This window comes from Streptomyces sp. NPDC001070 (assembly GCF_053598835.1).
On record NZ_JBSFLB010000001.1, the window covers coordinates 142,730 to 155,035 of the forward strand.

15 protein-coding genes are annotated in these 12,306 nt (G+C 71.9%); 7 read left to right on the forward strand and 8 right to left on the reverse strand.

The window, feature by feature from the left end; all coding sequences use genetic code 11:
• Positions 1 to 183: 183 nt before the first annotated feature.
• Together cbiE and ACWDAS_RS00710 are read right to left on the reverse strand one after the other, a co-directional pair.
• Complete coding sequence (gene cbiE, locus ACWDAS_RS00705) at positions 184 to 1,407, reverse strand: precorrin-6y C5,15-methyltransferase (decarboxylating) subunit CbiE (RefSeq protein ID WP_450386085.1); 1,224 nt, start codon at positions 1,405 to 1,407, stop codon at positions 184 to 186.
• Positions 1,408 to 1,507: 100 nt separating this feature from the next.
• Complete coding sequence (locus tag ACWDAS_RS00710) at positions 1,508 to 2,143, reverse strand: GNAT family N-acetyltransferase (RefSeq protein WP_450386086.1); 636 nt, start codon at positions 2,141 to 2,143, stop codon at positions 1,508 to 1,510.
• Between the two features lie 212 nt (positions 2,144 to 2,355).
• Between ACWDAS_RS00710 and ACWDAS_RS00715 the strand changes: the two genes are divergently transcribed.
• From ACWDAS_RS00715 to ACWDAS_RS00730, 4 genes are read left to right on the forward strand one after another with little or no spacing between them, the layout of a single operon-like run.
• Positions 2,356 to 3,123 (forward strand): class I SAM-dependent methyltransferase, encoded by a 768-nt coding sequence (locus ACWDAS_RS00715; protein ID WP_450386088.1) that lies wholly within the window; start codon positions 2,356 to 2,358, stop codon positions 3,121 to 3,123.
• 40 nt (positions 3,124 to 3,163) lie between these two features.
• Positions 3,164 to 3,541 (forward strand): MmcQ/YjbR family DNA-binding protein, encoded by a 378-nt coding sequence (locus ACWDAS_RS00720; RefSeq protein WP_450386090.1) that lies wholly within the window; start codon positions 3,164 to 3,166, stop codon positions 3,539 to 3,541.
• A gap of 24 nt (positions 3,542 to 3,565) precedes the next feature.
• Positions 3,566 to 4,156 (forward strand): LmrA/YxaF family transcription factor, encoded by a 591-nt coding sequence (locus ACWDAS_RS00725; protein ID WP_450386092.1) that lies wholly within the window; start codon positions 3,566 to 3,568, stop codon positions 4,154 to 4,156.
• Entirely contained in the window at positions 4,153 to 4,968 is an 816-nt protein-coding gene (locus tag ACWDAS_RS00730; protein WP_450386094.1) for an MBL fold metallo-hydrolase, read from the forward strand. The genes ACWDAS_RS00725 and ACWDAS_RS00730 overlap by 4 nt, the downstream gene beginning before the upstream one ends.
• Positions 4,969 to 5,031: 63 nt before the next feature.
• Here ACWDAS_RS00730 and ACWDAS_RS00735 read toward each other — a convergent pair whose 3' ends face one another.
• Genes ACWDAS_RS00735 through ACWDAS_RS00745 form a run of 3 tightly spaced genes read right to left on the reverse strand, consistent with a single transcriptional unit; the run spans position 5,032 to position 7,653 of the window.
• The gene (locus tag ACWDAS_RS00735) at positions 5,032 to 5,862 is read right to left on the reverse strand and encodes a MetQ/NlpA family ABC transporter substrate-binding protein (protein ID WP_450386096.1); all 831 of its coding nucleotides are present in this window, start codon (positions 5,860 to 5,862) and stop codon (positions 5,032 to 5,034) included.
• A 37-nt stretch (positions 5,863 to 5,899) separates the two neighbouring features.
• On the reverse strand, positions 5,900 to 6,619 hold the full coding sequence (locus ACWDAS_RS00740; protein WP_450386098.1) for a methionine ABC transporter permease: 720 nt from the start codon (positions 6,617 to 6,619) through the stop codon (positions 5,900 to 5,902).
• Positions 6,616 to 7,653: a methionine ABC transporter ATP-binding protein gene (locus ACWDAS_RS00745; RefSeq protein ID WP_450386100.1), complete on the reverse strand. Its 1,038-nt coding sequence runs from the start codon at positions 7,651 to 7,653 to the stop codon at positions 6,616 to 6,618. Before ACWDAS_RS00745 ends, ACWDAS_RS00740 begins: the two co-directional genes overlap by 4 nt.
• Before the next feature lie 456 nt (positions 7,654 to 8,109).
• Between ACWDAS_RS00745 and ACWDAS_RS00750 the strand changes: the two genes are divergently transcribed.
• Together ACWDAS_RS00750 and ACWDAS_RS00755 are read left to right on the forward strand one after the other, a co-directional pair.
• The gene (locus ACWDAS_RS00750; RefSeq protein ID WP_450386102.1) at positions 8,110 to 8,478 is read left to right on the forward strand and encodes a hypothetical protein; all 369 of its coding nucleotides are present in this window, start codon (positions 8,110 to 8,112) and stop codon (positions 8,476 to 8,478) included.
• Positions 8,471 to 8,914: a hypothetical protein gene (locus ACWDAS_RS00755; RefSeq protein WP_450386104.1), complete on the forward strand. Its 444-nt coding sequence runs from the start codon at positions 8,471 to 8,473 to the stop codon at positions 8,912 to 8,914. The genes ACWDAS_RS00750 and ACWDAS_RS00755 overlap by 8 nt, the downstream gene beginning before the upstream one ends.
• A gap of 13 nt (positions 8,915 to 8,927) precedes the next feature.
• Here the strand turns inward: ACWDAS_RS00755 and ACWDAS_RS00760 are convergent, their stop codons facing one another.
• The 3 genes from ACWDAS_RS00760 to ACWDAS_RS00770 form a co-directional block, all read right to left on the reverse strand.
• Positions 8,928 to 9,437 (reverse strand): GNAT family N-acetyltransferase, encoded by a 510-nt coding sequence (locus ACWDAS_RS00760; RefSeq protein ID WP_450386106.1) that lies wholly within the window; start codon positions 9,435 to 9,437, stop codon positions 8,928 to 8,930.
• Positions 9,438 to 9,560: 123 nt separating this feature from the next.
• A complete protein-coding gene (locus ACWDAS_RS00765; RefSeq protein ID WP_450386108.1) occupies positions 9,561 to 10,085 on the reverse strand; it encodes a sigma-70 family RNA polymerase sigma factor in 525 nt (174 codons plus the stop codon).
• Positions 10,086 to 10,158: 73 nt separating this feature from the next.
• Positions 10,159 to 11,340, reverse strand: a complete 1,182-nt coding sequence (locus ACWDAS_RS00770) for a glycerophosphodiester phosphodiesterase (protein ID WP_450386109.1) — start codon at positions 11,338 to 11,340, stop codon at positions 10,159 to 10,161.
• Positions 11,341 to 11,647: 307 nt separating this feature from the next.
• Between ACWDAS_RS00770 and ACWDAS_RS00775 the strand changes: the two genes are divergently transcribed.
• Entirely contained in the window at positions 11,648 to 12,304 is a 657-nt protein-coding gene (locus ACWDAS_RS00775) for a lysophospholipid acyltransferase family protein (protein ID WP_450386590.1), read from the forward strand.
• The last annotated feature ends 2 nt before the right edge of the window (positions 12,305 to 12,306 follow it).

Here is a 12,306-nt window from a genome sequence, read left to right on the forward strand (position 1 = left end):
GAGCGTGGGCGGCAACCGGCACGACGACACCGATTGACCGGTACTGACCATTGCTGATCAGCCCTCACTCGACGTCAATGTGCGACGACGGCACAGCGGTCCGTCAGCCTACCGTGCGTGTGCCCGCGCGCGCTCGGGGGGGTTCACCGCAAACCGGTCGCAATACGGGCGCAACCTACTGGCTCACCTGCGGTGTCCGAGGAGCGCGAAGACCACCGCGCGCTCCCGCTCGGACCACTCCTCGTCCAGCTCGACTACCTGCAACAACGCGCGTTCGACGGCGTATCCGCCCTCGTCGAGGGCACGGCTGACGGCTTCGGCCTCGTCCCGGTTCGCCGCGCTCGCGGCGATTCGCTCCGGCCGCCGCGCGGCGCAGGCGGCGACGACCTCCGGCCCCCCGCCGCCGATGCGCACGATGTCCGGTTCCGGAAGGTCCTCCAGGACGTGCGGGGCCTCCCCGTGGACGACGCGCACCTGCACCCCGAAGTCCCGTGCGGTGTCCTCGATCCGGGCGCACGCGTCCGCTTCCGCCTCCACCGCGATGACGGCCGCGCCGAAGCGCGCCGCCTCCACGGCGACGGCGCCGCCGCCCGCGCCGATGTCCCAGAGCAGGTCGCCGGCCCGCGGTCCGAGACGGGCCAGCTGGAGGGCGCGCAGCTGCGCCGAACCGTCCCCGGGCAGGTACCGCTCGGCCGGCAGCGCCCAGCCCCGCACGCGGTCTGCGGCGGCCGGGTCGCCGCCCGCCAGCCAGCCCGCCTGCGCGGCGGCGGCCGGCACGGCCACGGCGGCGGGGGCGACGGCCGGGGCGGCGCCGACGACGAGGACGACATTGGGGTCCCGCCAGGTGTGGTCGGCGACCTTGTCGGAGGTGAGGACGGTGACCTGCTCGTGCTCGGTGCCGAGGGCCTCGCAGATCACGAAGGTGCGGTGCTCGTCGCCGAGCAGCAGGGCGAGTTCGGCCGGCCCCGCGCCGGGCGCGGTCAGCACCGCGACCTTGGGATGGGCCCGGCAGACGTTCACGGCGCGCCGCAGGGTGCGGGTGTGCGCGACGACCACCCGGGCGTCGTCCCAGGGCATCCCGGCCCGCGCGAAGGCCTGGGCGACCGAGGAGACGCCGGGGACGACCTCGACCTCCAGCCCGTACTCGGGGGCCCGCAGCGCCCGGACGACGCCGAAGAAGCCCGGATCGCCGTCGGCGAGCACGACCGCGGTGCCGCGGTGCCGCGCGATGCGGCGCGCCGCGAGGTCGATGCTGCCCAGCACGATCCGCTCGGCATCCTCCGGCACGAAGGGCAGTGCCAGGTGGTGCCGGGTTCCGGCCACCAGGGTGGCGGCCGACAGCGCGGAGCGCGCTGCCTCGCCCGGTGGTGAGCCGTCCCACCCGATCACCGTGACACGGTCGGCCATCGTCGTCCTGCCTCCTGGGCACGTCGCGCTGTGGGGCCCGGGGTCAGGTGATCCCCGGGTGTGCACAGTACCCCGGCCGGGATCTTGCGCCAGCGGGTGCTCACTGCCAGTCGGCGTAGGCGGCGTAGTCCGATCCGTCGGCGGACTCCTCCGCGAGGCCGTCGAGGTCCTCCGGGAGCAGGCTCCAGACGATCAGGTCGGTGCGGATCTCCTCCCAGCGGCCGCCCTCCGTCTGCGTGCGGACCAGGCCTGCGTTGCGGAGCACGCCCTCGCTGATGCAGCCGATCTTCTGCGCGACCTGCTGCGAGGCGGCGTTGTCGGCGGCGGTCCGCAGCTCCAGGCGCTCGAACTTCTGGTCGTCGAAGAGCCACTGGGCGGTGGCCTGGACGGCCTCCGCCGCGTAGCCCTCGCCGCGCGCCCAGGGGGCGATCACGTAGCCGGCCTCGCTGCTGCGGATGCGCCAGTCGGTGCGCTGCAGGTGGACGATGCCGACCAGCCGCTGGGTGAGGAACTCGGTGACGGCGAGCACGATGCCGCGCCCCTCCGCCCGCTCGGCGGGGGCGAACTCGGCGATGAAGGCGCGGGCGTCCGCCTCGGTGTACGGATGCGGCACGGAGGTCCAGGCGATCACGGACTCGTCGTTCATCATCTCCGCCAGGGCGGGGATGTCGGACTCCTCGTACGTGCGCAGCACCAGCCGCTCCGTACTGATGGAGATCTCCGGGAAGCTGGTCATTCGACGCTCCGTAGCCAGGGCATGTGTGAAGTGCACAGCATGCAGCATCCACCGGGTCACCGCAGGACCGGGTCGCCGCGGGGGCCTGCGCGGCCGTCGCCCCAGGGTACGTCCAACCATCCGCACGACGGGAGCAGTTGGTGTGCTGTTCCCCGGCTTTTCCGCAGGTCCGCTCCCCCTGTGGCCATAGGGTCCTGCTACCGTCTGCCCGCGTGACGGTGCACCACGCAGCAGGAGTCGGATATCAGCGGGCCGCGGGTGTGTACGAGCGGTCGCGGCCCTCGTACCCCATGGCGGCCCTGGCCGAGTTGGCGGACGCGCTGCCCCTCGAGGCGGGCCGCACGGTGGTCGACCTGGGGGCCGGCACCGGCAAGTTCACCCGTCTGCTGGCGCTGACGGGCGCGGAGGTGATCGCGGTCGAGCCGGTGACGGAGATGCGGGAGCGGCTCGCGGAGCTGCTGCCGGGAGTGCGGGTCTCCGCGGGAACGGCGGAGGCGACGGGCCTGCCGGACGGGTGCGCGGACGCGGTCGTGGCCGCGCAGTCCTGGCACTGGTTCCAGGAGGAGGACGCGCTGGCCGAGGTGGAGCGGCTGCTGCGGCCGGGCGGTTCGCTGGCACTGGTGTGGAACACGTACGACACCTCGGTCCCCTGGGTGCGGGACTACCAGGACATCGTCTTCCGGCTGGCGCCGCGCGATCTGCCGAGTCCGCTGGACGACGGCTGGCGCAAGGCGTTCACCGACCGCGAGGGCTGGTCGCGGGTGCACGAGCGGCACTGGCCGAATCCGCATTCGACGACGGTCTCGGACGTGGTGGAGCGGATGACGTCCTCGAGCCACATCGCGGTGATGGACCCCACCGAGCAGGAGCGGGTGCGGGCCGAGGTGGAGGCGGTGCTCGCCGGGCACGACGCGACGCGGGGCAGGGGTGCCATCGAGATGCCGTACACGACGGACGTGTACTGGGTGCGGCGGCGCTGAGACGGCGCGGTCTGTCGGCGGGGCCCTGTTGAATGGGCGGATGGACGCGGACCGGCTCAAGGGCTTCTGCCTCGGTTTCAACGGCGCGACGGAGGAGAACCCCTTCCCGCGCGACACCGAGGTGACCGTCTTCAAGGTCGGCGGGAAGATCTTCGCCATCAGCGCGCTGGGGGGCGAGCCGCTGAAGGTGAGCCTGAAGTGCGACCCCGACCTGGCGGTGCGGCTGCGGGCGGAACACGCGGCGATCGTGCCCGGCCGGCATCTGAACAAGCGGCACTGGAACACCGTCACGCTGGACGGTTCGCTGCCCGAGGCGATGGTGCGCGAGATGATCGAGGACTCCTACGACCTGATCGTGGCCCGGCTGCCGCGCGCCGAGCGGCTGAGGCTGGACTGGCCGGGGGCCTTGCCTATGTAGACCGGTCGGTCTAGCGTCACCGTCATGACGCGCCCCCTGAACGAGACGCGCTTACGCATGCTGCACACCGCTGCGGGCCTCTTCCAGCGGCAGGGCTACGCCGGCACGGGCCTGAAGCAGCTGCTGGACGAGAGCGGGGCCCCGAAGGGCTCCCTGTACTTCCACTTCCCCGAGGGCAAGGAACAACTGGCCGCCGAAGCGGTGGCGCTGGCCGGCGCGGAGCTCGGCACCCGCATGGCCGAGGCCCTGGCCGCCGCACCCGGTGCGGGCGAAGGCGTCTTGGCACTGGCCGGGCTCCTCGCCCGGGACCTGGAGGACTCCGGCTACCGCGACGGCTGCCCGGTGGCCACCGTGGCGCTGGACGCGGCCAGCGACAGCGAACCCATCCGCGGCGCCTGCGCAGGCACGTACGACGCCTGGCAGTCCGGCCTCGCGGCCTTCCTGACCGGGCACGGGGTCGATGGACGTGAGGCGGAGGGCCTTGCCGGGCTCGTGCTCTCCGCGCTGCAGGGCGGGCTGCTGCTGGCCCGGGTCCGGCGCGACGCGGGCGTGGTCCGCGAGGTCGGCGCCCGCATGGCGGGCGTCGTCGCCCCGGCGGCGAGGGGGCGGGCGTGAAGGTCCATCACCTCAACTGCGGCTCCATGCGCGAGCTCGACGCGACGTACGACGGGCCGCCGCCGCTGAACGCCGTCTGCCACTGCCTGCTGGTGGAGACCGACCGGGACGGCCTGCTGCTGGTCGAGACCGGGCTCGGCCTGGCCGACGTACGGGACCCGGGCGGTTGTCTGGCCGCCGACTGGGTGGAGCTGGTGGGGCCCGTGCTGGACCCCGCCGAGACGCCGATCCGCCAGGTCGAGCGGCTGGCGCACTCCCCCGCCGACATCCGCGCCGTCGTGCTCACGCACCTCGACGTCGACCACAGCGGCGGCCTGCCGGACTTCCCGGGCGCGACGGTCCATGTGGTGGAGGAGGAGCTGCGCGCCGCGCTCGCCGAGGCGCCGAGCCGTCGCTACCGGCCCGCGCACTGGGCGCACGGGCCCCGCTGGGAGACGTACGCGCCGAGCGGCGGCGACTCCTGGCTCGGCTTCGAGGGAGTGCGGCGACTGACCGGGATCACCGCCGAGGTACTGCTGGTGCCGCTGGGCGGGCACACCGCGGGACACGCCGCGGTGGCCGTCCGCGACGGCGGTCGCTGGCTGCTGCACGCCGGCGACGGCTACTTCCACCACCGGGAACTGGAGGCCGCGGAGCCGCAGCCCCATCCCCTGCTGGACTTCGTGCAGCTCGACTCGGAGGTGGACCACGCGTTGCGGGTCCGCAACCGCGAGCGGCTGCGGGAACTGGCGGCGTCCCACCGGGGCGAGGTCGAGATCTTCTCGGCGCACGATCCCTGGGAGCTGCGGCGCCTGGCGGGCGGGGAGCGGTGACCACGGCCCCGGCGGGGCGGGGCGCGGTGAACGCACGCCCGCCCTCGCCGGGGGCCCGGTGGGTCAGAAGGTCGGGATGACGGATCCGGCGTACTTGTCCTCGATGAACTTCTTCACCTCGGGCGAGGTGAGCAGCTTCTTGAGCTTCAGCACGCGCGGGTCCTTCTCGTTGCCCTCCTTGACGGCGAGGAAGTTGCCGTAGGGGTTGTTCTCGGCGGACTCCAGCACCAGGGCGTCGTCGGCGGGCTTGAGACCGGCGGAGATGGCGTAGTTGCCGTTGATGACGGCGGCGTCGACGTCCTGCAGGGAGCGCGGCAGCTGGGCGGCCTCGAGCTCCTTGAACTTCAGGTCCTTGGGGTTGTCGGTGATGTCGGCCGGGGTGGCCTCGTTGCCGACGCCCTCCTTGAGGCTGATCAGGCCGTTGGCGGCGAGCAGTTCGAGGCCGCGGGCCTCGTTCACCGCGTCGTTGGCCAGGGCTATCGTGGCACCGTTCTTGATCGCGTCGGCGGACTTCAGCTTGTCGGAGTACAGGCCGAGCGGCTCCAGGTGGACCGTGACGACGGGCACGATGTGGGTGCCCTTCTTCTTGTTGAAGTCGTCCAGGTAGGGCTGGTTCTGGAAGTAGTTCGCGTCGACGGAGCCGTCCTCGGTGGCGGTGTTCGGCGTCACGTAGTCGCTGAACTCCTTGACCTCGAGCTTGAGCCCGGCCTTGGCCGCCAGCTTGTCCTTGACGAAGTCGAGGATCTCGGCGTGCGGGACGGGGCTCGCGGCGACGACGAGCGGGTCGCTCGCGCTGTCCTTCGTGGAGCCGGAGTCCGCGCCGCAGGCGGTCAGGCCGAGGGTGAGGCCCGAGGCGGCGAGGACGGCAGTCGTGATCTTGACGGTGGTACGCACGAAAAGTGCCTTTCTGGAACGGTGTTGCCTTGCGGTGTCAGGAGGCTTCAGGGGTGGCGGCCGGGCGCAGCAGGCGCAGCCGCGGGGCGGCCGAGGCGCGGCCGCGGTGCGATACACCGCGGGCGGCGAGGTCTCCGGCGAGCTGGACGACGGTCACGATGACGATCAGCACGCCGATGGTGACGAGCATCAGGACGGTCTCGAAGCGCTGGTAGCCGTAGCGGATGGCGAGGTCGCCCAGGCCGCCGCCGGCGATGGTGCCGGCCATCGCCGAGTAGCCGATGAGCGCGATCACGGTGGTGGTGAGCCCCGCGATCAGGGAGGGCAGCGATTCGGGCAGCAGGGCTTTGCGGACGACGGTCCAGGTGCTGCCGCCCATGGCCTGCACGGCCTCGACGAGTCCGCCGTCGACCTCGCGCACCGAGGTCTCCACCAGCCGCGCGAAGAACGGGATGGCGCCGATGGACAGCGGGACGACCATGGCCTCGGCGCCGATGGTCGTACCGACCACCCAGCGGGTGAACGGCAGCACGGCGATCATCAGGATGAGGAAGGGCAGCGAGCGTCCCAGGTTCACGATCACGCCGACTGCCTTGTTGACCGTGGCGTTGCGCAGCAGGCCGCCGCAGTCGGTCAGCACCAGCAGGACGCCCAGCGGCAGACCGCCGGCCACCGCGATGAGGGTGGACCAGCCGACCATGACCAGGGTTTCCCAACAGGCCTGCGACAGCAGGGGCTGCATCTCGGACCAGGTCACTTCACGCCCTCCTTGACCGGCTCGTCGTCGGCGACCGGCGCGACGTCGACCTGCAGGCCCTTCTCGCGGAGAAAGCCGATCGGCACGACGTTGTCCTCGAAGGCGCCGGGGAGTTCGATCCGCATCCGGCCGACCTGGCGGCCGCCGATGGTCTCCAGCGCGGCGCCGAGCACCGAGATGTCGATGTTGTACGTGCGCGAGATCTGGGAGATGACGGGCTCGGTGGCGGCCTCGCCGTGGAAGGTGAGGTCGACGACGGTGCGGCCCTGACCGGACGGCTCGCCGCCGACCGGGAACAGTTCGTGGGCGAGTTCGGAGCCGGGCGTGGCGAGCAGGTCGGTGACCTTGCCGGATTCCACGATGCGGCCTCCCTTCATCAGCGCGGCGGAGTCGCAGATGGCCTTGACCACGTCCATCTCGTGGGTGATGAGCAGGATGGTCAGGCCGAGCTGCTGGTTGAGGTCGCGCAGCAGGCGCAGGATCGAGCGGGTGGTCTCCGGGTCGAGGGCCGAGGTGGCCTCGTCGGAGAGCAGCACCTTGGGGTCGCCGGCCAGGGCGCGGGCGATGCCGACGCGCTGCTTCTGGCCGCCGGACAGCTGCGCGGGGTAGGCGCGGGCCTTGTCGGCGAGGCCGACCACATCGAGCAGTTCGAGGGCCTTGCGGCCGCGCTCGCGTCCCGGGACGCCGAGGATCTCCAGCGGCAGCTCGACGTTCTCCCGGACGGTGCGCGAGGACAGCAGGTTGAAGTGCTGGAAGACCATGCCGATGCCGGTGCGGGCGGCCCGGAGGGCGGCGCCCGCGCGGTCGGACCGGCCGGCCAGCGCGGTCAGGTCCCGGCCGGCGACCTCGACGGTGCCCGACGTGGGTCGCTCCAGCAGGTTGACGCAGCGGATGAGCGTGCTCTTGCCGGCACCGCTGCGTCCGACGACGCCGTACACCTCACCCTCGCGGACGTGCAGATCGACGCCGTCGAGGGCCACCGTCTCCCGGTCGCGGGAACGGTAGACCTTGGTCAGGCCCGTTGTGGTGATCACTGGGAAATCCGTCACTGTCGAGTGCGCGGCGGACGAAAGCCGCACACGGGGGCGTATGTACCGCGGTCATGGCATGGCTCCGCCCCGGAGAGGGCGCGGACGGAAGTCAGCAGCGGATGCCGGGCGGCTGGGGGTCGCGCGCCGGCCGGCAGCGGCGAATGGCCTGCTGCAGCGATTCCGTTTTCATGCGGGGGTGCGGTTCGTGGCAGGAGGGGCGGGTCTCGCTTCGGGGCGCGAGACGCGGATGGCGTGGACCCTCAGCGTGCACACATTCGACACATACGACGAACACCGGGCGTCATCGCCTCGGTCGCGCGGCAGCGGCGGTTCGTCGTGGTCATGCGCACCAGTAAAGCAGACACCCGTGCGGCGTACCAATATCCGGTCCCCCAGTCCGGAATGTGGACAGCGAGGGGGCCGGGATCCGGTGGTTCCCGCCCGTAATAGAGTCGCGCCATGCTCGACGCGCTCACGATCGTGGTCTCGGCCGCGGCGCTGCTTCTCGCCGCCTGGTGCGGTTTCGCGGCCTTCCGGGACCAGCCGACCAAGGACTGGCACTTCATCGGCATGGCCGCGGTGGCGGTGCTGGCGCTCGTCCAGCTGGCCATAGCCGTAATCAAGCTCGCCGGCGGTGAGAAGCCGGTGGACGGCACGACGATCTTCGTCGCGTATCTGATCGGCGCGGCCTGCACCGTCCCGGCGGCGGGCTTCATGTCGCTGACCGAGCGCACCCGCTGGGGCTCGGCGATCGTGGCCGCGGGCGGGGTGATCCTGGCCGTGCTCGAGGTGCGGCTCTACGACATCTGGGGAGGCATCAGTGCCTGAGACCGCGAAGGGCACCACCCCGGCGGCCGCGCCGGAGCGCGGGATCGGCCGCGGACCGGGCCGGCTGCTGCTCTCCCTGTACGGGGTGTTCACCGTCGCCGCGCTCTCCCGCGCGATCGTCCAGATCGGCATGCAGTTCGACGAGGCGCCGCTGGCCTATCTGCTCTCCCTGCTGGCGGGCATCGTCTACGCGGTGATCACGGTGGCGCTGTGGCGGGGTGGCGAGGGCGCGCGGAAGGTGGCGCTGGTCAGCTGCACCCTGGAACTGGTCGGCGTGCTGACGGTGGGCACGCTGACGCTGGTGGACGCCGGGGCCTTCCCCGACCAGACGGTGTGGTCCGACTACGGCATGGGCTATCTGTTCCTGCCCGTCGTCGTGCCGGTGACCGGCCTGCTGTGGCTGCGCCGGCAGGCGCGGCCACAGCAGGACTCCTGACCCTGACGCGCGCTCAGGCGCTGGCGGCGTACGTCTCGGGCCGGGCGGCGGGCTTCTCCATGTGCACCAGGCTCAGCCGGCGGGTGACCGGCTCGACGTTGCCCACCTGCGCATAGCCCAGCTTGCGGTAGAGCCGCAGGTTGACCTCGCTGCGGTGGCCCGTGAAGAGCCGGTAGCGCTTGGCCTCGCTCTCCGCCGCCAGGCGCTCCTCGATCGCCCGCAGCAGGCGGCCGCCGAGTCCGTGCCGCTGCATCCGGGGGTGGACGATCAGCTTGGCGATCCGCGCGGTGCCGTCCTCGTCCACGGATCCGCGCACCGAGCCGACCACCTCCTCGCCGAGCCGGGCCACCAGCACGATCCCCGCCCCGAGTTCCGCCCGCAGTGCGTCGAGGGTCTGGGTGAGGGGTTCTATGCCGTAGTCCCCGTACAACGCGGCTTCGCTCTGGTAGCAGAGGTACTGCAGTTTGAGGATCTTCTCGGCGTCGTCGCCGGTCGCCTCAGAGATGGTCACGCTCATGCCCATGTGCGCTGGCCTCTCCTTCGAGTCCGCCCGGGCCGCGGGGGGTGAGGGTGCGGCGCGGGACGTTGCCCTGAATCGTTTCCGGAAGGCGGCGCGGCCGTGCACAAGCGTCCATACGCCGACTGTTTACGGTGCATTACCCCGTCGTACGGGTGATGCAACCCCGGTTCCGAGGATCGTACGCAGGCAACTCAGGCAGCGGGAACGCAAAGGTCCAAGGCTGCCCTGTGAGATACCCAACTCCCGGGAGATTTCCCGGTAAGTGGGGTCGGACCGGGAGATCAGGGCGGATACCAGCTCGGGGCAGCGCCCGGGCAGACGGTGCGCGGCGGCCAGCAGCGCGCGGCGCTGCTCGGCGGCGAGCACCTGCTGTTCGGCGCTGGGGAGGGCCGCGGCGACCGGGTGCCCGCCCGGGTCGTACGGCGTCTCGCGGCGGGCTTGCCGGACGGCTAGGCGCGCCTCGGCCCGCACCGCGCGGCGCAGCCAGCGGGCGGGGTCGGCGGGCGGCTCGGGGAGTTCCAGCAGCCGCAGCCACACGGACTGTTCGAGGTCGGCCGCCTCGACGCCGGCGGGGACGGACTCGGCCGCGGCCTCGGCGGCGAGCAGCGGGCGGATGGCGGTCAGTTCTTCGTGCCGTACGCGCGGGGTCATGCCCGCCGGGACACCCGCGCCGCGCCGGGTGGTTGCCCCGAGGCGGGGGAACCACCCGTGCGCGGGAGGGGGATCACTTCTTGTTGACGAAGTCCGCGCGGGCCAGGAGCGCGGTGTCGCAGTTGTCCGAGAAGATGCCGTCGATGCCCTGCTCGAAGTAGACCTTGAAGGCGCCGAAGGCGTCGCCGTAGGCGTTGGGGTCCGTGCCGACGCGGAAGTCGGCGGGCAGGAAGCTGTTCTCGTTGCGCATCGTGTAGGGGTGCAGGATCAGCCCGGCCTTGTGGGCGTCGCGCACCAGCGTGGTGGGCGTGCCGAGCTTGCCGGCCGCGTCGCGCGGGATGATCAGGTTGAGGGTGGGGCCGATGCCCTGCGCGAAGGCGGCGATCCACTTCAGGCCGGCCGGGGTGACCAGGTCGGCGACGGTGCGCGGGTCGCCGGCGACCACGAAGTCGTAGGGGCGGGTGGTCGCCGCGTCCATCAGGAAGACCTTGGGGTTGCGCAGGCCGAGGGCGCCGAGCCGCTGGAGGCTGCCGGGCTCGAACGACTGCAGGAACAGCGGGGAGTTCCGCTTGTCCCGGCCGTAGCGGCGCAGCAGCTCGGCCAGCCGCTCCTCCAGGCCGAGGCCGATGCCGCGGAAGTAGGTGGGGTGCTTGGTCTCGACGTGCAGCCACACCGCCTGGCCGCGCTCGCGGCCCTGCTCGTCGGCCCAGCGCAGCACCTCCTCGAAGGTGGGCACCTCCCAGTGGCCGTTGTAGAGGGTGTTGCGCTGCCGCTGTGCGGGCAGCCGCTCGACCGCGCGCAGCGTCTTGAGCTCGGCGAGGGTGAAGTCCTCGGTGAACCAGCCGGTGGTGGCGATCCCGTCGATGGTCTTGGTCGTCCTGCGGGAGGCGAACTCGGGGTGGTCGGCGACGTCCGTGGTGCCGCCGATCTCGGGCTCGTGGCGGCAGACGAGGTGGCCGTCCTTGGTGGGGACGACGTCCTGCTCGATGACATCGGCGCCGAGGTCCAGGGCGAGCTGGTACGAGCCCAGGGTGTGCTCGGGGCGGTAGCCGCTCGCGCCGCGGTGGCCGACGACGGTCGGAACGGGGAGCGGGCGGACCGGGACGTAGCCGTGCGAGGAGGTCCGCTCCCCGGCCACGGCGGTGCCCGCGCCGCCGAACACGGTCACGCCGGCGCCGAGCGCCGCGGCTCCGATCAGTGCCCGGCGTCCGGGTCCCCTGCCCTGCTCCCGGCCGCCCTGCTGCTCGTGCGTCATGTCCGCTCCGTAAGTTGTTAGGCGGCCGAACACGTGTCCGGTCCCTGCCAAGCGACGCGGGCATCGTAGGCGGGTGGGTGTTGCCTTCGAGAGGCATGGAACGGAACGTGGCGGAAACGCAGATCAACAATGCGTACCGGTCGTGTGAACCCGGTGTGCGTGTCGCGACGCGGCGGAAGTATCGTCCTCACCGGGGGAGGCGCACACTGGTGAGCGAACCCCGCGGAAGTCCCGGCCGGACTCCCGCCGACCACGACCGGAGGACCCGTTGTTCCGCATCATCCTCAAGGCACTGCTCGGAGTACTGATGCGCGTTCTGTTCCGCCCCAGGGTCGAGGGAGCGGAGCACATTCCGGGCAGCGGCCCGGTGATCCTCGCCGGCAATCACGTCACGTTCATCGACTCGATGTTCCTGTCGCTGGTCGTGAAGCGCCAGGTGTTCTTCATCGGCAAGGACGAGTACGTCACCACCCCCGGGATCAAGGGCCGGCTGATGGCGGCCTTCTTCACCTCCGTCGGCATGATCCCCGTGGACCGCGACGGCGGTCACGGCGGCGTCGCCGCGCTCATGACCGGCCGTCGCATCCTGGACGAGGGCAGGGTCTTCGGCATCTACCCCGAGGGCACCCGCTCCCCCGACGGCCGGCTGTACCGGGGCCGCACGGGCGTGTCGCGGCTCGCGCTGATGACCGGGGCGCCGGTCGTGCCGTTCGCGATGGTCGGCACCGACCGCATCCAGCCGGGCGGCGCGGGCGTCCCGCGGCTGCACCGCTTCACCGTCCGCTTCGGCGAGGCCCTGGAGTTCTCCCGCTACGAGGGCATGGACCGCGACCGCTACGTGCTGCGCGCCGTCACCGACGAGGTGATGAGCCACGTGATGCGGCTGTCCGGCCAGGAGTACGTGGACATCTACGCCACGAAGGCGAAGGCGGCCAAGGCCACTGACCACGCGAAGGCCGCGTAGCG